Origin of the sequence: Methanobrevibacter ruminantium M1 (assembly GCF_000024185.1) — an archaeon.
Taxonomy (GTDB): domain Archaea; phylum Methanobacteriota; class Methanobacteria; order Methanobacteriales; family Methanobacteriaceae; genus Methanobrevibacter; species Methanobrevibacter ruminantium.
This window is the reverse complement of sequence record NC_013790.1, coordinates 1,522,039-1,540,610: the sequence shown is the minus strand read 5'-3', so window position 1 is coordinate 1,540,610 and position 18,572 is coordinate 1,522,039. Positions and strand designations below refer to the sequence as shown.

The 18,572-nt window shown below is 28.5% G+C and carries 15 protein-coding genes; 11 read left to right on the top strand and 4 right to left on the bottom strand.

Annotated elements, in window-relative coordinates; translation table 11 throughout:
• Nucleotides 1-76 precede the first annotated feature (76 nt).
• Complete coding sequence (locus MRU_RS05845; protein WP_012955964.1) at nucleotides 77-2,788, bottom strand: DNA methyltransferase; 2,712 nt, start codon at nucleotides 2,786-2,788, stop codon at nucleotides 77-79.
• Between the two features lie 326 nt (nucleotides 2,789-3,114).
• Here MRU_RS05845 and MRU_RS05840 point away from each other — a divergent pair, with 326 nt between their 5' ends.
• On the top strand, nucleotides 3,115-4,485 hold the full coding sequence (locus MRU_RS05840; RefSeq protein WP_012955963.1) for a zinc ribbon domain-containing protein: 1,371 nt from the start codon (nucleotides 3,115-3,117) through the stop codon (nucleotides 4,483-4,485).
• 2 nt (nucleotides 4,486-4,487) lie between these two features.
• Here MRU_RS05840 and MRU_RS05835 read toward each other — a convergent pair whose 3' ends face one another.
• From MRU_RS05835 to MRU_RS05825, 3 genes are all read right to left on the bottom strand, one after another.
• Nucleotides 4,488-5,630, bottom strand: coding sequence for a hypothetical protein (locus MRU_RS05835; protein ID WP_012955962.1), 1,143 nt, complete (start codon nucleotides 5,628-5,630; stop codon nucleotides 4,488-4,490).
• Between the two features lie 267 nt (nucleotides 5,631-5,897).
• A complete protein-coding gene (locus MRU_RS05830; protein ID WP_012954927.1) occupies nucleotides 5,898-7,394 on the bottom strand; it encodes a transposase in 1,497 nt (498 codons plus the stop codon).
• A gap of 228 nt (nucleotides 7,395-7,622) precedes the next feature.
• Nucleotides 7,623-8,744, bottom strand: a complete 1,122-nt coding sequence (locus tag MRU_RS05825; RefSeq protein WP_012955961.1) for a hypothetical protein — start codon at nucleotides 8,742-8,744, stop codon at nucleotides 7,623-7,625.
• 285 nt (nucleotides 8,745-9,029) lie between these two features.
• Here MRU_RS05825 and MRU_RS05820 point away from each other — a divergent pair, with 285 nt between their 5' ends.
• The 10 genes from MRU_RS05820 (at nucleotide 9,030) to MRU_RS05775 (ending at nucleotide 18,552) form a co-directional block, all read left to right on the top strand.
• Nucleotides 9,030-9,362, top strand: a complete 333-nt coding sequence (locus tag MRU_RS05820; protein ID WP_048812439.1) for a helix-turn-helix domain-containing protein — start codon at nucleotides 9,030-9,032, stop codon at nucleotides 9,360-9,362.
• Between the two features lie 2 nt (nucleotides 9,363-9,364).
• On the top strand, nucleotides 9,365-10,090 hold the full coding sequence (locus MRU_RS05815) for an ImmA/IrrE family metallo-endopeptidase (protein WP_012955959.1): 726 nt from the start codon (nucleotides 9,365-9,367) through the stop codon (nucleotides 10,088-10,090).
• A gap of 309 nt (nucleotides 10,091-10,399) precedes the next feature.
• Nucleotides 10,400-12,100, top strand: a complete 1,701-nt coding sequence (locus MRU_RS05810) for an ATP-dependent nuclease (protein ID WP_012955958.1) — start codon at nucleotides 10,400-10,402, stop codon at nucleotides 12,098-12,100.
• A gap of 109 nt (nucleotides 12,101-12,209) precedes the next feature.
• Nucleotides 12,210-14,045, top strand: a complete 1,836-nt coding sequence (locus MRU_RS05805; RefSeq protein WP_012955957.1) for an ATP-dependent DNA helicase — start codon at nucleotides 12,210-12,212, stop codon at nucleotides 14,043-14,045.
• Between the two features lie 94 nt (nucleotides 14,046-14,139).
• The gene (locus MRU_RS05800; RefSeq protein WP_012955956.1) at nucleotides 14,140-14,541 is read left to right on the top strand and encodes a hypothetical protein; all 402 of its coding nucleotides are present in this window, start codon (nucleotides 14,140-14,142) and stop codon (nucleotides 14,539-14,541) included.
• A 764-nt stretch (nucleotides 14,542-15,305) separates the two neighbouring features.
• Nucleotides 15,306-15,737 (top strand): hypothetical protein, encoded by a 432-nt coding sequence (locus tag MRU_RS05795; RefSeq protein ID WP_012955955.1) that lies wholly within the window; start codon nucleotides 15,306-15,308, stop codon nucleotides 15,735-15,737.
• A gap of 274 nt (nucleotides 15,738-16,011) precedes the next feature.
• Nucleotides 16,012-16,371, top strand: a complete 360-nt coding sequence (locus MRU_RS05790) for a hypothetical protein (RefSeq protein ID WP_012955954.1) — start codon at nucleotides 16,012-16,014, stop codon at nucleotides 16,369-16,371.
• A gap of 16 nt (nucleotides 16,372-16,387) precedes the next feature.
• Nucleotides 16,388-16,834 (top strand): hypothetical protein, encoded by a 447-nt coding sequence (locus tag MRU_RS05785; RefSeq protein ID WP_012955953.1) that lies wholly within the window; start codon nucleotides 16,388-16,390, stop codon nucleotides 16,832-16,834.
• A gap of 12 nt (nucleotides 16,835-16,846) precedes the next feature.
• Nucleotides 16,847-17,671, top strand: coding sequence for a hypothetical protein (locus MRU_RS05780; protein WP_143714316.1), 825 nt, complete (start codon nucleotides 16,847-16,849; stop codon nucleotides 17,669-17,671).
• Nucleotides 17,672-17,805: 134 nt separating this feature from the next.
• Entirely contained in the window at nucleotides 17,806-18,552 is a 747-nt protein-coding gene (locus tag MRU_RS05775; protein ID WP_012955951.1) for a hypothetical protein, read from the top strand.
• Nucleotides 18,553-18,572: the final 20 nt, after the last annotated feature.

The window sequence follows — 18,572 nt, the reverse complement described above, 5'->3', positions numbered from 1 at the left end:
AATTAATGAGAAAAAAGGATTAGGAAATAAAAATATTCTAATCATATTTTTTCACATTTTAGTTAAAATAAAAATTTTAATCTGAAGTGTATTCAAGATAAAGATTGAATAGGAATTTCATCCTATCATTATCATCTTTAAATTTTTTAGAACTATACGCTTTATCAATAGCTTTATCTAATTCGATATGTGCTTTTTGTAATGAGTTAGGCATATATTCTCCATATAAAACTTCTAAAGATTCGTTTTTATATTCATCACGAATATCTAAAATCTTTTGAGCTTTTTTAATGATATTATTTTTATCCTTTTCAGATAATTCATTAGGGAAAGGGAAATTATTATAAACTATTTTCTTAGAATATCTATAATCTCCTTTTAGCCGTCCACAAACATACTTCATCCAAGCCATGTGCATTTTAGAAGTTAAAAATGCAAAATCCAATAAAGTGGCAGACTCAAAAGTATATATTGCATTTGTTACAATGATTTCTTTAGATAAAAATTTCATAGGAATGTAATCTCTTTTTTCACCACTAACAACAGGAATGGCTAAAAAATCATTTTTAGGCTGATTATTTTCAAATAACCATGGAACATTAACAATATTATTTATACCTGAATCACTACTATTTTCCCTTTTTTCTTTAACATTATTTATTCTTAACTTAATTGGTGCAGGCAATTGTTGAAGTTCACAAGGGGTTATATCAGCAAACCATAAGCAATATCTTTCAGTGCTTTTTAAAAAATCACGAGCATTTAAAAATGTTTTTATCCATTTTTCCATTTCTGGAAATTCATCTAATAACTCATTTTTCTCTTCTAAACTTAGAGTCAAATTCCCATAATCATACGCTTTACTCCCTTTTTTCATAATATTTGAAACATTTGAAATAGGGTTATTCCTAGATTTAATAAAAACTATTTCTGAATCAATTAAATATTGATTAATTTGAGTAGCTATTTCTAAATCTGGTTTAGAATCAAGTGTTTCATAAGTATAAATATGTTTTGGAGATATGTCAACAGTAGAAAAACCAATAATTACAACATATACTTTGGCAGCATTTCGAGCTTCATTACTCCATTTAAAGTATTGGTGAGCAAAATTAATATGGATATCATATTTTTTCATCAAAACTTCCCACAATATTCCTACTTGATCTCCTTGGCAAATACTATTAGTAGAAACAAAGCAAACTTTTATATTTGTATTTTGGATGTATTGTGCTGCTTTAAGATACCATGCAGAAACATAATCAAGCAAACCATTCCTTTTAACACCTTTAAATACTTCTTTCATTTCCTTTTTCTGTTCTTTAGTTTGTTCTCTTGAACCAACAAAAGGAGGATTTCCTAAAACAAATACTTCATTAGTAGGCTGTAAAAATTGTGTCCAATCTATTTTTAAAGCATTTCCTTGAATAATATTGGCGGAAGATATTAATGGTAAATTGCTTTTATGTATGTTTAATTGTTCATATTTTAAATCCATCTGGTGCTCAATGAACCACATAGCAACTTTAGCAATCAAGGAAGGAAACTCTTCAATTTCAATTCCATAAAAATTTTCAATTTTAATGTTACTTAACTCCTTGGAATCGAATAGGACTTGAGTATCTCGTTCACTTTTTATATTATGTAAAATATTTAAGATTTCATATTCCAATAATCTTAATTCTCTGTAAGCTATAATTAAAAAGTTCCCACAACCACAGGCAGGGTCAAAGAATTTTAATTTTCCCATCTTATCTCTTAACTGTTCTAATTTTTTAGAATTCTTTTTAGCTTTTCTAAACTCCTCCCATAAATCATTCATAAATAAAGAATTTATTACCTTCAAAATGTTTGATTCACTTGTATAATGAGCTCCTAATTGTCGTCTCTCATCTTCATTCATTATTGACTGGAATATAGAGCCAAAAATAGCTGGAGATATAGTGCTCCAATCGAATTTACAGATTTCCTTTAATTGATTGTACATTTCATAATCAAAGTATGGAGGGACAATAGGTTCTTCAAAGAGTTTACCGTTCACATATGGAAAATTAGCCAACTCCTCCGGCAAATTAGTCTGTCTTTGAGATTCGGGCTGATTTAAGATTCTGAATAATTGTTGAATTTTCGGTCCAACACTAATTGGATCTTCTTCATCACCAATATAATCAAAGAATTGATAAGTGTTAAAAATCCCAGTATCCTCTGCATAAACGCAGAAAAGCAATCTAATTAAAAGGAGTTCCAGTTCATGACCAACGTATCCTGACTCCTTGAGAGAGTCATGCAATTTGCCCATTAGTTCAGCAGCTTCAATATTCAGTTCTTCTTGTTTTTCATGATGTTTCACACCATCTAAATAAATAAAGTTGAACATCTGAATGTTGTCTTTCAAATCAAACAATGATATTTCTGTCTTTTTGTCTTCAAACAAGTCGATTAAACGAATTCTTTTAAAATCAGAAACAATTATATATCGAGGTTTTTCCAATGAAGATAATGTATCCAGATAACCTAATGCCTGTTGAAATGCGCTGTTTAAATTTTTTCCCTCTGATTTATGTTCAATTACAAGTTTTCCTTTCCAAAAGCAATCAATAAAACCTTGTGTTCCATCAAATTTTTTTACAGCTTGTTCAAAAACAGCGACATCATTTAAGCTTATTCCAAAAATATCAAAGAAGTCTCTCCAGAACATTTGAGAATAACTTCTTTCATCAGACACTTCCTTATAAGTTTCAATAAATTTTTCAGCCCTTCTTCTCATTTCACTTTGACTTAGTACCATATGAAAAACCCCTTTTTATTCAATTATATATTTATTTTAAAACTATAAAAAATGGTAGTATACTTAAATATTCTAATTTTCATTTATTGATTGGAGAAGATAGAAAAAGTACTCAATAGATTAATTTTATTTAATAAAAGATTGTAGAAAAAACTTTTTTGCTATTTTTTATAAAGTTTTTCTCGGATTTCTTGTTTGTGCTTTTTTATGATTCATTCCTTTTTTGAAAATTTTAAGAATTCATTTTTTTATTTTTTGATATTATTTTTTTAAATTATCTGCTAATTAAAATTAAAAATAAATATTTTAAAAACATATTTATATATATGCAAACATGTAGTTATTGTGGAAATAAAATTAGAAATAAAGCAAAATATTGTGATAATTGTAATTCTTACCTGAAATTAAATAATTTAGAAATTCAATTTGATCCAAAAAAATATGAAAAAATTAGATTACTAGAAAAAGCTATTAAAGAAGCTTCTAATCTGATAGAAGAAGATAATTATGGTAATTTAAGTGCAAAAACTCAAATTCAAATAATTTATGATACAATTTATTCTTATTTAGTTGAAACTACAAATTTTTTGAAAGTATTAAAGAAATATGATTTAAATGAAAAATATTTTGTTTATCATTCTTTAGAGTTTATTAATCGAGTTAGCAAATATCCTAATGGAATTATATCAAATGAATTTCTTTTTGAAATAAACCGGATTTTTTCAGACTTAAAAAATAAAAATAATAATAATACTAGAAAATATTTATTTTATACAAATATTAATAATAGAGAATATATTGAAAACACTCTTTTAGAAATTTTAGAATATTTTGATTTTAAAGTTTTTTCTTATGATGATTTTAAGTTCCCTCCGGAATTTCCAGAAAATTTTAAAACTAAATTCAAATCAAAATATTTAATTTTAGAGTATAATTCAGCTGAGAATCATATATCAAATAAAGAAGAAAAAGCATTAAATCAATTGTATTTATTATTTGGATATTTAACTTTTATTCATCGATTTGGTAGATTAAATGAAAAATGGCATGTTAATAGATTCACATTAAATCATCAAATCTCAGATTTAAATGCTTCGGCAATGATTGAGTTAGATAAGAATAATAATTTTTTAGATATACATGAATCTTTAGATATCTTAAGGACAGAAATTAAACTAGACAAAAGTGATTTGATTAAATTCACCAATATTCCGTTTAAAACAAATTTATATGAATCAATTAAAAATGATGTAAAAAATGAAGTAGTATTACATAATATAGAAGAATATTTACGATTGTATTATATTGCTTCAACTAAATCCGATTTGGAAAATTCATTTATTAAATTTTGGACACTTGCTGAAAAGATTTTAAAAGCAACTTTTGGGCAAATGAATGATGAGTCTATGGTTAGATATATGAAAAAAATTTTAAAATATTTTGGTTTTGCAAATTATATCCAAGATAGAATACCTTTTTTAAGAATTAAAAGGAATAGGCTTGTTCATGAAATTAAAGATGAAATAACAATTAATGATAGGAATATAATTAAATTAGTTGTAGATTATTTAATTTTATTTTTATTGAATTGGAGTGGTGAATTGAATAATAATGAAGAATATAAATTTATTTTAGACAATTTTAATAAAACTGATCTTAACAGAAGAGTTGAATTATTAAGTATTTTGAATGAATAACTTTAATTTATATTTTTTGCAATGTCTATTAATTCTTTTAATTTTTTTTCTTTATTTTTTTCTGAGAAATATCTTTTACTTCTTATTTCTCTATCGAGTTCTGAAATAAAAGTTAAATCCCCAATTGTTTTTCGAAGAAGACCATTTATCATTAGAACATATTTTTCAGGAATAATATTTAAAAAATGTTCCCATTCATAATTATCAATAGTAATGATTTCTTCTGTTAATAACTTTTCTAATTTTGTTATCATTTGTTGAAATAATCTGTCCTGATTAATATGAATTTCTTTCAATGGGTTAACTAGTGAATTTAATTCATTAATATTATAAATTTCTAACGATTCAAATATTGTAAAGAAAGTTTCTTCATTTTCTTCTATAGTTTCTAAAAAATAACAAGGTATTTTTTTTGTTTCATCGAATCTAATATAGTCTAATATAATTTTTATAAGTATATTAACTTCTATTTTTTCAATTAATTTAAAATCGGATTCAATTTTTGTTTTTATATCCTTAGGCAAATTTTTATCTACACTATGAATATATTCCGTAATAATGTAATTAAAAAGTATGTAATTTTTTAATTCGTCTTCACAGTTAAAATCAATATATTTCTCTTCTAATTCAAAATTTTTGATTTCATGCAGTTTAAATAATCTTAAGAAATGAAAATTACTTTTATCAAAATAGTGTAATTCAAAAAAGAATTTCTTATCATAAATATAAATCCAATTTAACAATTTAGTTATTGCCCTATATTGAAATGGTCTTAAAACATAATGTTCTATAAATGAATAATAGTTTCTATAAGGTTTTATTTCCATTGTATAATTAGTTAAATGAAAATGCCCTCTAAAATATTTTATTAACCCTCCTTTTAAATAATTATATGACTTTAATTTACTAATATTTGGTAAATTCCCAATATCTTCATACTTAATTATATTGAAAAATCCAACATACCAAATTAATGTAAATTCAAATTGATGATATTCAATTTTATTAATTAATATATCCAATTCATCAAATAAAGAATCAAAATTATCTAAATCATACAGTTCGTATAAAAAATCATTTTCTTTAATATCAATTTCATCTTCAGCAATTTTTATTCTAATTTTGTTTAAATCATAAAAATTCATATTAATAATCCATCCTATAAACTTCTTCGGAAATTAAATCCTTTTTCAGGATATTAAAAATCTCTTTAGAACATTTTTCACTTAATTTTATTAAGTTAGAATAATTTTCTCCAAATGAATTTAATGAGGTTCCTATCTGATATCCAATTAATTTTTCTTGATTTTGTAGGAATATGAATCGATCATGGAACCTTTCTTGTGAATTTATGAATTTAATTTTTTCTATACCTATGGGTGTCCGCCAAAATAAAATTTTGACAACACCAGTTAAAATATGGTTGCTCTGACCTCTAATTTCTCTTGGACAGAAATTTTCTCACAGAAATCAACTATATCTTCTTTATCATTTTTTATTTCTTGTTCTAAGTTAAATAATCGTATTAAATTATAAGCCACGGCATCTAATAGTATTCTTTCTTCTGTCTTTGTTTTTCCTATCACTACTTCGCTTTCTATATGGAATTGTTCCTTTAAAATGCCAAAAGGTCCTTCGACAGATGACCTTTTTGCATATTCTTCCTTATATTCCTCTGTTTCCATTTTTTCCCACATTGCTTTCTTTAAACTTCCGCCATATTCGGTGATTGTTCTGTGGGTTTGGGTGGATGAAAGGCAGTTTTCACGGCAATTGCAAGCCTTACAAGCACCATAATTGGAATATAAACGCTTAATTTTGTCTGGCTTGTCCAAATCATCATTTTTTTCAGTGTATTTGTTGAAAAAATACATTATTTGGCCTTCTGGACATTCAAATGCATCAATTTCAGGGAAGTATTTGAAGTGATCCTTGTGATATGGGTTCTTGTTCAATCTTCCGATTTTTTCCTTGGATTGCTTTCTATCTGGTATAACTCCATTTATTTGATTATCTGCAAGATATGATAAGCTTTCTTCATTCAGATAGATTGTATCTGCCAATACGAATCTTGGTATTACGTTTGTGTTGTTTATTGCCTTATCTACGATTTTTGGCAATTGGTAATGGTCTGTAGGGGCTTGTACGACGTTTATTGCACAAATCATTTTTGTATCGTAATCGACTGCAGATTGGATATTATAGCTTATTTGTGAGTTTCCTTTCTTGCTTTTCATCCAACGTGCTTCTATGTCGGTTACTGGCACTGATTTTTGACCAGACAGTGTGAATTGTGTTTTAATGTCATCCAAGAGGTATAATTTTTCTTGGTTGCTGATTTTTTTATTTTCAAGAATCTCTCGGGCCGGTTTATGGAGTTTATCTAGCTCTTCCTGACTTACACGGCCTCCTTCGAAGTAACGGGTTAATATTTCAGTTTCTTTTTCTGTGATCACTTTATTTTTTGAATTGTATGCTTTTTTGATGGTTCCGTCAATGGAAACTTCGTTGAAATCAGTGTAATCCACATCTGAAGCTTTTTTTAAGGTTGCTTTTAACAATTCATTGTAATATTTGCCGTATTTTTCTCTGTATCGTTGTAATGATCGTTCTGAAGGACAAATTCCATTTCCAACGAATTTATATACGTCATGATATTTTACCATGTCTGCTAAGAATCTCATACTATCAATATGCTCGATTTTAGCATAAATAAGCAATTTTAACATCTCTTTCACAGGAAAACTGTCACGCCCTTTCTTCTTTTTATTTTCTTTGATTCCTAAAAGAGGATAATATTCGTCAATGAAATCCACAACAAAACGAGAAATATGATCCTCTGGAATGTTAAAATCTAAAGTTCTAATGCCTAATTTTATTTGTTCTTCATCAGGAATTCTTTTAACCATAAATAACACCAAAATATTAACCCTTTGTTGATATTATTTATGTTTAAAGTAGTATATAAAGTTTACTATAATATTATTGCTTTATTTCATATTTAAAGAATAATTAACAAGTAAAAAATTTTTTCAAGGTGCAAGCACCAAAATTAAAAGAAAACAATAGAAAAAACATCGAATTTTAAAAAAATAACTAAAATAAATAACTTAAAAAATTGAAAATTTTAAACTTTTTTAAAAAAATAGCTTTTTGGCGGACCCTCCTATATTCTTAAAAAAAAGTTTTTCATCAACAGTTAAACTATTTTTAAAGTTCTCAAAAGATTCTCCAATATCTTTTGAAAAGATAATATTAACTAAATCATTATGAGTTAAAATAGTATTCAGCAAATCTTTTAACACATCTTTTCCTTCGCTTTGTTTTAAAAAATAGGGATCAAAAATAAATAATTCTCCATCGTTTTTCACTAATTTTTCTAAGATTTCATAAGCTTTTTCCCGTTCATTCTTTCTTAAAAAAATACATTCTGTTTTTGTCACATCATTAAGTTCATTTCTATTTTTAGATTCTTCAAGTAAATAATTAGAAATATTAATTAATCCATTTTCCTCTGAAATTGTGAATTTTTCGGTTTTTAAGTTTGAAGAATTTACCATTTTATCAAATTTATTTAATTTAATCTTTTTTATCTTTGTAGTTATTCCCATATTAAAATTTATGGACATAATTACATAAGTATGGGATTTATAGATAATTTTATCTTTATCAAATATTTCTATTTCATAATTATTCCAATTTTCCCTTGATTTGATTTTATTATCATTAGGAATCTCAGTTAAATTAATTGATTCTTTTATAATATCATTTAGTTTGAATTTTACTGAAATGTTACTAATATTCTCAGAACTTTTGATAATTAAGTAAGATGTTGTTTCAGATTTAATGCTTTTCACTAAAATATCCGTAGGAAAAAATAGGAAAATGTTATTAATATTTAATTTTGTAAATTTAAAATTTGTATATTCATAAATAAAATCATATACTTTTTTAAAATCTTTAAATGATAAATTATCAATTTCATCATTTTTATTAGGATAAACATATTGCTTAAAATATGTTGAATAGTTCGTATAAGGGTTTTTCTCATTTTCACAATCTAGAAATCCTTTAATAAAAAATTCATAATTATCATTTTCCAATTGATATTTTTCAATATAACGCTCTTTTAATAGGATTTCATGTCTTGAAACATCTATTGATTTTTGGATAACTCGTTTTTTAATATCATTATCCATGCCATTATGAACAATTGTTAAAAATTTTTCACAATCATAGAAAATTTCTTGAATAATCATTTTTATTCTCCATCCTCTTTTTAATTACTATGCTTCTTTTTGAAATAATAAAATATTTAATTATTAATTTATATTTTTTAGATAATAAATTTTAGAAAATTAACTTATTTTTTTTGTTAAAAAGTGTTATAAATATTTTTTAATTAAAAAAAATCTAATTGATATTGTGTTTAGATTATATCAGATTAGTGTTATTTGAATATTAGTATTTGGAATATTTTTTAGTTAGATTTATATAATAAAATATTCCAATATATTATTAACTGACTTATGGGGTTTAAAAATATGGTAGAAACAGTAGGTGATAGATTAAAAAGAATAAGATTAGAACATGATTTCACTCAAAACCAAATAGCAGAATATCTTGGATTTAAACAAGGACAAATAGCTAAATTAGAAAGTAATAAAAGAATATTAAGGAGTGATTCTATAATCAAACTATCTAATCTTTATAGATGCTCTCCAGAATATATAATATTAGGTATTGGAGAGTATTCCAAAACTAATATGGCATTCAGATCAAACAATAAAAATCTATCATTGGACGATATTGCAGAGATGAACAGGATAATCAATAATTTGGAATTCCTATCAAGAATTACAGACAAACAGGAGTAATCATGTATTTGGAAATGAATGAATTGGCTTGTGCTTGCAGAAGACAATGGAAAATAGATGTAAATGAATCCATTGACATATTCTCACTTGCCATAAATAAAATAAAGAACTTGACAATAGTATTTAAAGTAATGGATAATGACATAAGCGGAGCCTGTCTAAGATTGGATAAGGAAAACATAATATTTGTAAACTCAAGACACAGTAAAGGAAGACAGGCCTTTACAATAGCACATGCATTGTATCACTTGAAATATGATGAAAACAATTTCAATATATGTGGAATAGACAGTGATGATGAAACAGAGCAAAAGGCAGATCTTTTTGCATCATGTCTTTTAATGCCTCATGGAGCTTTAGAAACCTATAAATTAAATAATAATATTCAAAAATGGGATTTGGATTCAATAATTGATGCTGAGCAATACTTCCAGATATCACATCAAGCATTGCTCTGGAGACTAAGACACTTCTTGAATGAAATAACCTATGAACAGTATAGGGCATTTAAGGAAGATATTAATCGTAATGCATCCATTAGAGGTTATGATTCAAGCTTATACGCTCCATATTTAAATAAGGACTATTTAACCATTGGAAATTACATCCAATTAACAGAAAAAGCATTTGAAAATGAATTAATTTCGCTAGGAAAAAAGGAGGAATTATTATTGGATGCTTTTCGTGAAGACATTGTATATAATTTAAATGAAGAAATCATTCTATGATTACTTCAATAACACTTGGATTAGTGGTTTTTTTTATAATGTTCAACTTTGTTAACTTGGACAGGATTAGAATGGATGCTATTTGAATATTAACTAAAAATACCATTGACATTTAAAAAATAATAATAAATGGTCTGGATTTAATTGGAAGATAAAAATTTTAATCTAGAAATATTAGAAATATAAAATGATTAGATTTATTTATCAAAAGGGAAAATTATAATTTTACTCAAATTGTCAAAAAATAATAATTTATTTATTTTTAAATTGAAAGTTTAAATTTTTTAATTAGAATAATGGGGCTAAAATATGCTAATAAACATTAAAATTAAAAATTTCAGATCACTCAAGGACTTTGAAATGAACTTCAATCCAGGCCTAAATGTAATAATAGGAGAGAACGATGCAGGCAAGACATCCTTAATAGACTCTCTAAAAATACTATTTGGGCTGAAGAAGATAGATATAAATGACTATAACGAAGTGGGCTGTCCAATAACAATAGCTCTTGATGAGTCAAACTTCCATTACTGCCTTGAATCAAGGATAGTGGAGGACACTGTGGTAAACACATTCTATCTCAAGCCCACCGAAGATAAAATAAATGAAATGAAGACCCGCCTAAACGGGATGGATGAACTGAAGGAAGCCGAGGCAAGAAAGATGCTTAAGGAGTACTGCTCCATCTTCGACATCAGCTATCGCTCCAACAGTATTATGGAAAACCTCAAGTCAAAGATACTTGAATCAATGGAATCTGATGAATACACCAAGGTTAAAAGCTTTAGCTATCCAATAAGCTTCTTGGGAAGCCGCGAATTTGAAAACATAGACTCATTCTTTGAAAACACTTTCTTCAAGGAGCTGAAGGAGGAGATATGGAACATACATATTGGGGATAAGACCCTCAACCAGCATATAGATGACTATATAGAAGAGTTCAAAAACGAACAGCTTTCCAATCAGGATGCAGAGGAGCTCAATGCCCAACTTAAGGAATTCATGCCCGATTTCAAGGAGATAAACCCTATAGTCAATCCAAGCGCCAAGCTTAGCCTGGACGTTGATGTCGAAATCCTCAACAGCTCAGGGCAGAGGATAATGATAGAGAAGATGGGAGACGGAACCAACCGCCGTACAACCATGGCCATCTTCAAGCATAAGAAGGACAAAAAGGACCTTGTATATGTATTTGATGAAATAGAAACACACCTTCACATAAAGGCCCAATTGGACATTCTCAAACTATTGAAGGACCTTACAAAAGAGAATAAGCAGATAATAATAACCACACACTCCCCATTCCTCATAAACCAAGTAAACCTTAACGAGATACATCTCATGAGCATTGACAAGGAGACAGGCTCTAAGGTATCTACCCTTAACAGCAGCGAAGAAAGTCAAGTCGCATTGAGCAATTTGGGAATAAACAATATAGATCTCTTCTTTACAAACAAATTGCTTATTGTTGAAGGGGAAAGCGAACAGAACTTTATACCTATAATGTATGAAAAGATCTATGGCTATCCTATAAGCCAGAATTTCATAAAGATAGTCAAGGCAGATGGCATAAGGGACATACCTAATTTCATACGTGTAATCAAGAAGTCCTTTTCAAAGACAGACATATTTGTCCTCATGGACAATGATGCAGATGAGCTTACCGAGGAAAGGATAGAGAAGATGGTTGAAGGTGACCTGATACATAGGGACAATATTTTTGAAATAGGAGATGTGGAGTTTGAAGACACCTTCAGCGATGATATATTAAGGCAGGCCCTAAGCCAGTACATGTCAGATACCCTTGGATATGCTGTTGAGGCAAGCATGAGGGACATTCAAAATGCAAGACATTCAGATAAGTTTTCAAAGGTTTTAGGAGAGGCCTTTAATAGGAGGACATATAAAAACTTTAAAAAGCCATTGTTTGCACAGTATCTGGCTATGTTTGCAGAGAAAGAGGACATAGATGAGAAGATAATTAAATTGTTTGAATTGATTAGCGATTAACATAAAATTGTTTAGCTTAATCATTAAAACAATAAATAATTATTCATAATAGGCCTTATTATTTAAACAATAAAAAATTATTTTTAATATAAAAAATAAACGATTTATTATGACACTAACAGCAGAACAGCAAAGAATTGCAGATGATATGTGCAGAGAGCTTGCACCAATCACATTCATACAAGGAAAGGCGGGAAGCGGAAAGACCCACCTCATCAATGAGCTCATCAATCTATTGGAGATAGATGAGATATTGTGCCCTACAAATCTTGCAAAGCAGTTATATGGGCGCAATGCAAGAACAATACATTCCTTCTTTTTTCATGAGTTTGATAAAATTGAAGAAGGCTATCAGAACCCTAAGGCTTATGATGGGGTTCGAAATGACTATTTCCTCAGAAACATAGCCTTTACAAAGATAATAGTAATTGATGAAGTTTCCATGGTCAGATCCGACCTTATGGAGATGATACATAAGATTCTATCAACTGCTCTTAAGAACGACAGTCCCTTTGGTGGAATAAAGATGATACTTGTTGGAGACATGTTCCAACTGCCTCCGATTGTAGAATCCGAGGAAACCTATGAATATCTGAAAAATGAATATGGCGGGCTGTACTTCTTTGACAGCCATGTAATTCGTAATAATCTTTCCCAAATCAAGTTCTATGAGCTGAACGAGTCAGTGCGACATAAGGATGACTCCGATTGGGTAAATATGTTAGATATGTTACGTGAAGTGCCTAAGTTTGAAAGGGTCCTTCCTATTTTAGAAAAGATCAACACCCGTGTCGTTTCTCCCGATGAGATTCCAGAGAATATCACTGCAATAACTCCTTCCAATGCTGAAGCAAACAGAATCAACAGAAGGCAGTTGGATAAGATTTCCGGAGAGGAATTCTCTTCAAGAGCTCATTTCAGAATTAAGGAGCTGGATTCAAAGGATTATTTGGAATTTTATTACAGCGAAGACCCTATGAAAATAGACATGCAAAAATATTATCCAATTGAAGTTCCTTCCAGATTCGAAGCCTTCTTAAGATATAAGATAGGGGCTCGTGTCATGTTAACCGGATCTGTTATGGGCGGAGGTAAAAATGGAGATTTCGGCACTATAGTGGATAGGGAGATAATCAGGGATTATGATGATAGCATAACAGAAATCATTAAAGTGAAATTGGAAAAGAATAATCAGGTAGTCTCTGTAACTCTTGACGCTTTCAGCGCTGTGGATTATAAGTATGAAATGGAATATGATCCTACATCCCATAGCTTAAGACGTAAGACACCTTATATTCAGCGTGTTAAACAATACCCATTAAAGCTAGGCTATGCATTCACCATACATAAGTCACAGGGCCAAAGCTTTCCTGAAATGGTTTTGGACTTGAAAAGCAATATTTTTGCTTCAGGACAGTTATATGTTGCCTTAAGTCGTGTGAAGAAATTGGAGGGCTTGTATCTGACAAAGCCTATCGCTTTTAGTGATATTATTATAGATGAAAGGATAATTCAATTCTTGGATTCATTAAGGAATAGAGAATTTGATGTTCCAGAGGATGGCTCTTCAATTGGCTCTCAAGAAGTATTAATCTCTAAAAAGACTCCTTTAAATGATTTGTTTGAGGACTTTTTGCATGAGACAGAAAGCCAAGCTGAAAATGAGGTGAATAGGACAATCCATAGGCTGGTTGATTATGCCTATGCCCTATATCAGGTAGATGAATATGATATGATTTTACTTGAGATAAAAAAGATAGCTCAAATTATTTCTAACCAATTCCTCATTCCACAAGAGGATATGGAGTTTATTGAAAAAGTTAAGACTATGTCTGATGATAAAATAGATGAATCTATCTGTACTTCAGTACTGTTCAATCTTTATGATGTCTATAAAAGGGTACATGATGATCCCAACCCTATAGTAGTGGATAAGATTCATTAATTAATTATTTAAGTTTAAATGGGATGTTTAATTATTAAATGCAATGATTAAATTTAAAGAATAACTATTATTTAATTTTATAAAAAGTGATAATATGCAAGTGGCAATAGCTAAAAAGGAAAATGGAGAAATATTGGAATTGGATGATATAAGCTACCAATTTGTCTTATGGCTAAACGAAAACAACCTAACCCAACTTGATCCAATATATGCAAAGTCCGTTCTAAAGACTACAGTTGGAGAGTTCAGCAAGCTTACCAGCCAGCATGAGTTTGAAGGTGAGGATGAGATGCTTGTTCCTCAGCTCAACTACTTTGTAGAGCTTTCAACATGGGCTTCCTGGAAGGATGGCAAGCTTATGGATGAGGATGAGGAAATAACAATATCCTTTGAGATATGTGATGTGGTCTTCAATAGGGAGACTATGAAAGAGGAATACCATCCGATTGAAATGACTTATATGAAGTCTTTCATAGAGTCTTTTTTAGAAAAATAAATAGATGTCAATTTTCATCTATTTTATATAATTTATTTTCTATTATCTACCATACATTAATCAAAATTTAATATTTTTATAATACAAATGGGAAAATTAAATGTTTGATTAATTATTTTAATATCAACACATAGAACCTTAATTTTAATCAATCAAAAATCAATTTAAAATATATCAAAAATCAAGGGTGTAAACAAGAGTCAATTTTGATTACATCATTTTAAAAATTTTATAATAAAAATTCTATTTTTACATTAATTTCAATTATTTTTTCAAGAAATTCTACAATTTTTAACTTATCATAAAAAAGCAATTTTTACTTTTTTATAAAATTTCAATTTTTTAATCTTCATAATTAAACTGAATTCTCTTAATTTAATCTAAATTCAGTTATTTTAACTTATTTTAATCATCTAAAAATTTATTTTTAATATAAGGAATTTTAATAATAACTAAAAACTATATATAAACAACCATCAACTATTTTTTAATAAAAACAATCCATAGATTAAATCTTAAGCTCTAGTCAGCTCTCCATAGATATTCCACGGTCACGACAATTTTACGAAATGAAATCAATTTAACACTTTGACATCAATTTTACACTTTGAAGTAAATTTTACGAGATGACATCAATTTTACGAAATGAAATCAATTTTGTTTTACTCTAAAAGCAATTTTACACTCTCACATCAATTTTTACTTATCATACTAAGATTAAACTTAAATATAAAGAAAAACAAGACATTTAAGTAGGTGATAACATGAATAACAAAACTAGAATGGTGGTTGGTAGGCACTCAAAAAGAACAGGTCCTGAGATGGATCAAATTGTAGAAAAGTACTACTTCTTTGAAGAAGGCTTTGCTGGGCTAATGATGCTCTTTGAAGAGGACTGGTTTGTGGATAAGCTTTTAGAGTTGAAGGATCTTGTCCTTGAGCACTATGATGATGTGGTATTCTACTTCTTCAATCTTACCCTAAAAAGCGATCTTGAAAGCTGCTGCTTTTTGGTGACAGTCATTGTGAAGAAGGATGATGGCCATGAGATGTCCAAGTCCCATATACGCTCTCTGATTTCCGATAGGATCAATGATGGCTCAAAGCTTCCCTTTATGATAAATCTTGTTGAAGTGAGCGATCCTCTGGAATTTAAGAGATATACGCAGGGGGAAATAGGACCTCATAAAGACTGATTTGGAAATTTTAATCACAGATTGGATTTTTTCACCTTTCATCGGTGTAAAAAATTTTGGTTTTTATGTATGGTTTACTATGTATAAAAAATCTCTTGATTTTAATGTATAGTTTACCATATATAACCAAAAAAGTTTACTATATATGTTGTATAGTAAATCAGCCTATGAATTGTTCTTATTTTTAAAAATAAGGCAAAGATATTTATATAGGGTTGAAATAAAATAATAAATGCAATCTTTGATTAAAGTTCATTCATATGGAGTGATAATTATGAGCTTTGATTGGGAAAGATTTATAGATGTGGCTGAACATTTAAGAAACTATTCCAATAGGGAAGAGTATCAAAGGACAGCAGTTGGTCGTTATTATTATACTTGTTTTTTAATAGCAAGAGACATCTATTATGATATGGCCAAAGTGCCTGAGGGAACATTTGTATCTCATGAATCTGTAATAACATTTTTTGAAAAGTCAAAAAAGGATATTGAGAAAGATTTGGGCACTAAATTGAGAAATTTAAGAAGAAGACGTAATAATGCGGATTATGATAAGGAATTCCGTTTTGCTGATTTAAATGACATCAAAAAAAGATATAAGGACATTATTACTTTGCTTGACAAATTGAAATAATAGGTGGGCCAATATTATGTATAAATTAAAGAATTTTTTAAAAGGACATTTTGCAAAAAGCAAAGTCGAAGACTTGAATTTTCACTGTAAGATCAATGAGAATTTTCTTTTGATAAATCCAAATGAAATCTATGATTTTATAGGTGAAAATAATAGTTTAATAGAATTAATTAACATTAGTTTCACATTAATAAAAAAATATTTTCCAGATTCAACCATATATTTGGAATTTAATCAAGACCCTGAATATGAGGGATTGAATTCAATCTTTGCCAATATTTATGATGGTACAAATTCCTATGATTGTAATATGGATTTATTTGAAGATTTATCCCTTGAATTTAGAGAATTAAAAAAGCAATATGGGAAAATGGATTATTTTTTAGATATGGTGTCTGTTGATGAGCCTTTTAGAAATAGGCTAAATGATAAATTTGATGGGTTTTTAAAGATAGTAAGATGATTAGAAAAGGGGTTGATAACATCTATTTCTACAGTTTGGAAGGTGGATATAAAGACTCTCCAAAAAAGAGCCATATATTATAGCGAAAGCAAATATACAAGGGATGAATTCGAAAGCATAATTATCGGTGCATTCAGATATGTCTGTGAAGAGATTATTCCTAATCTTTCCAACTTTACTCGCTGTGGCTTTGATTTGAATTTTGAAAGGATTTGCTTTGCCAAAGGAGTCAATGGGTATTTAAATAAATGGATTGAGGAAAACTCTGATTTAAGAATTCTAAGAAGCACTGAAATATCAATGGATATAGGAAACCCCTTCAGTCCGAAATATGATACATATAAACTTCTTGATAATATAGATTATGCAAAGATGCCTGATTGCAAGTTGGAATGCCCAAACAATGAGGACTATGAAAAGATCTGGAGAAGAAAGCATTGCTACTGGGAAAGAGAAAAGGTCAAGGAAAGATTAAACTCCATTGAAGGTTTGATATTGGTAAATCCAAATGAAATCTACAGGTTTGTACTTAAGAAGGACAATTTCATTGACTATATTGAAAGCACTATGGATTTGATTAGAAAGCATTTTCCAATGGCTGTAGTTATTTTGCAGTTTAGTCCAGACCCTGAATGCGAAACCTATGACATTCTTTCAGCTGTAATATATGATGCCGATGGAGACTATGACTATTCTTTTTTAGTCCAGAATGAGGAATTTACAGAGGAAAACTGGGCCTTGATTGATTATTACGATATACATGACCTTATCCTTAAATTAACAAAAAGTGATGAATATTATAAAAGTTTGATTGAAAAGAATTTAGAAAGCGAATAGTTAATTTCAAAGTTAATTATAAAAGATTAATGTAAAAGAATTTAGAGAGCGAATAGTTAATTTTAAATAGAAACTTAAAGAATTAGAGGGGTGATAATATCTATTTTTATATCTTAAAGGGCGGAACTTATGATGTGGACTTAAAAGACGTTTATTATTCTTCAAAACCCTATACTCAAGAGGAATTTGAAAGTATCATAATAAATGCTTATAAATATGTCTGTGAGGAGATTGAAACCAAAAATAAACGTTTTCAGGCATGTCATGATTTTGAACCATGTTTTATTTGCTGGAACATCGAATTGGAAGGGAATGAATTTACAAAATGGATAGAGGAAAATTCTGATCTTAGAGTAATAAATAAATTCAATGCTTCAATGGATGTTGGGGTTCTAGGCTCATTTACAGAAGATACTATTAAGCTGGAAAATGGCATTGATCTATCTAAAATTCCAAGATGCAAAGGAAAATGCGATAGGGAATATTTCTTTAATGAGGAATGCTTCTTTGAAAGAAGAAGGCTAAGAGAGAAAATAGGGTCAATTGAAGATATGGAACTAATTAATCCTTCTTCAATATTTGAATTCATTGATTATAAAGAAGAATTCATTGATTTAATCATAGAAAGCGTTAATCTTATAAAAAATCATTTTCCAAAGGCAAAAATTTATTTAAAATATAATTGGGATCATGAATATTGGGATTTAACTTCAATCTGTGGAAATATTTATCTAAAAGACGGAAATAATGATGAAAACTATAGTATTTATAAATATAAACTCTTTCCAGACTTTGTTAAATTAAGAAAGTCCTATGGTGATTTCAATTATTATATAGAAATGATAGATAGCGATGAATTGGATGAACTTTTAAAAAATTGATTGAAGATTAATAGAATAAA

What these genes read in the sequence shown, in the direction of transcription:
- MRU_RS05785 (WP_012955953.1), top strand. Translation starts at nt 16,388, where the DNA reads ATGTATAAATTAAAGAATTTTTTAAAAGGACATTTTGCAAAAAGCAAA.
- MRU_RS05800 (WP_012955956.1), top strand. Translation starts at nt 14,140, where the DNA reads ATGCAAGTGGCAATAGCTAAAAAGGAAAATGGAGAAATATTGGAATTG.
- MRU_RS05815 (WP_012955959.1), top strand. Translation starts at nt 9,365, where the DNA reads ATGTATTTGGAAATGAATGAATTGGCTTGTGCTTGCAGAAGACAATGG.
- MRU_RS05820 (WP_048812439.1), top strand. Translation starts at nt 9,030, where the DNA reads ATGGTAGAAACAGTAGGTGATAGATTAAAAAGAATAAGATTAGAACAT.
- MRU_RS05830 (WP_012954927.1), bottom strand. Translation starts at nt 7,394, where the DNA reads ATGGTTAAAAGAATTCCTGATGAAGAACAAATAAAATTAGGCATTAGA.
- MRU_RS05845 (WP_012955964.1), bottom strand. Translation starts at nt 2,788, where the DNA reads ATGGTACTAAGTCAAAGTGAAATGAGAAGAAGGGCTGAAAAATTTATT.
- MRU_RS05810 (WP_012955958.1), top strand. Translation starts at nt 10,400, where the DNA reads ATGCTAATAAACATTAAAATTAAAAATTTCAGATCACTCAAGGACTTT.
- MRU_RS05790 (WP_012955954.1), top strand. Translation starts at nt 16,012, where the DNA reads ATGAGCTTTGATTGGGAAAGATTTATAGATGTGGCTGAACATTTAAGA.
- MRU_RS05795 (WP_012955955.1), top strand. Translation starts at nt 15,306, where the DNA reads ATGAATAACAAAACTAGAATGGTGGTTGGTAGGCACTCAAAAAGAACA.
- MRU_RS05840 (WP_012955963.1), top strand. Translation starts at nt 3,115, where the DNA reads ATGCAAACATGTAGTTATTGTGGAAATAAAATTAGAAATAAAGCAAAA.
- MRU_RS05835 (WP_012955962.1), bottom strand. Translation starts at nt 5,630, where the DNA reads ATGAATTTTTATGATTTAAACAAAATTAGAATAAAAATTGCTGAAGAT.
- MRU_RS05805 (WP_012955957.1), top strand. Translation starts at nt 12,210, where the DNA reads ATGACACTAACAGCAGAACAGCAAAGAATTGCAGATGATATGTGCAGA.
- MRU_RS05825 (WP_012955961.1), bottom strand. Translation starts at nt 8,744, where the DNA reads ATGATTATTCAAGAAATTTTCTATGATTGTGAAAAATTTTTAACAATT.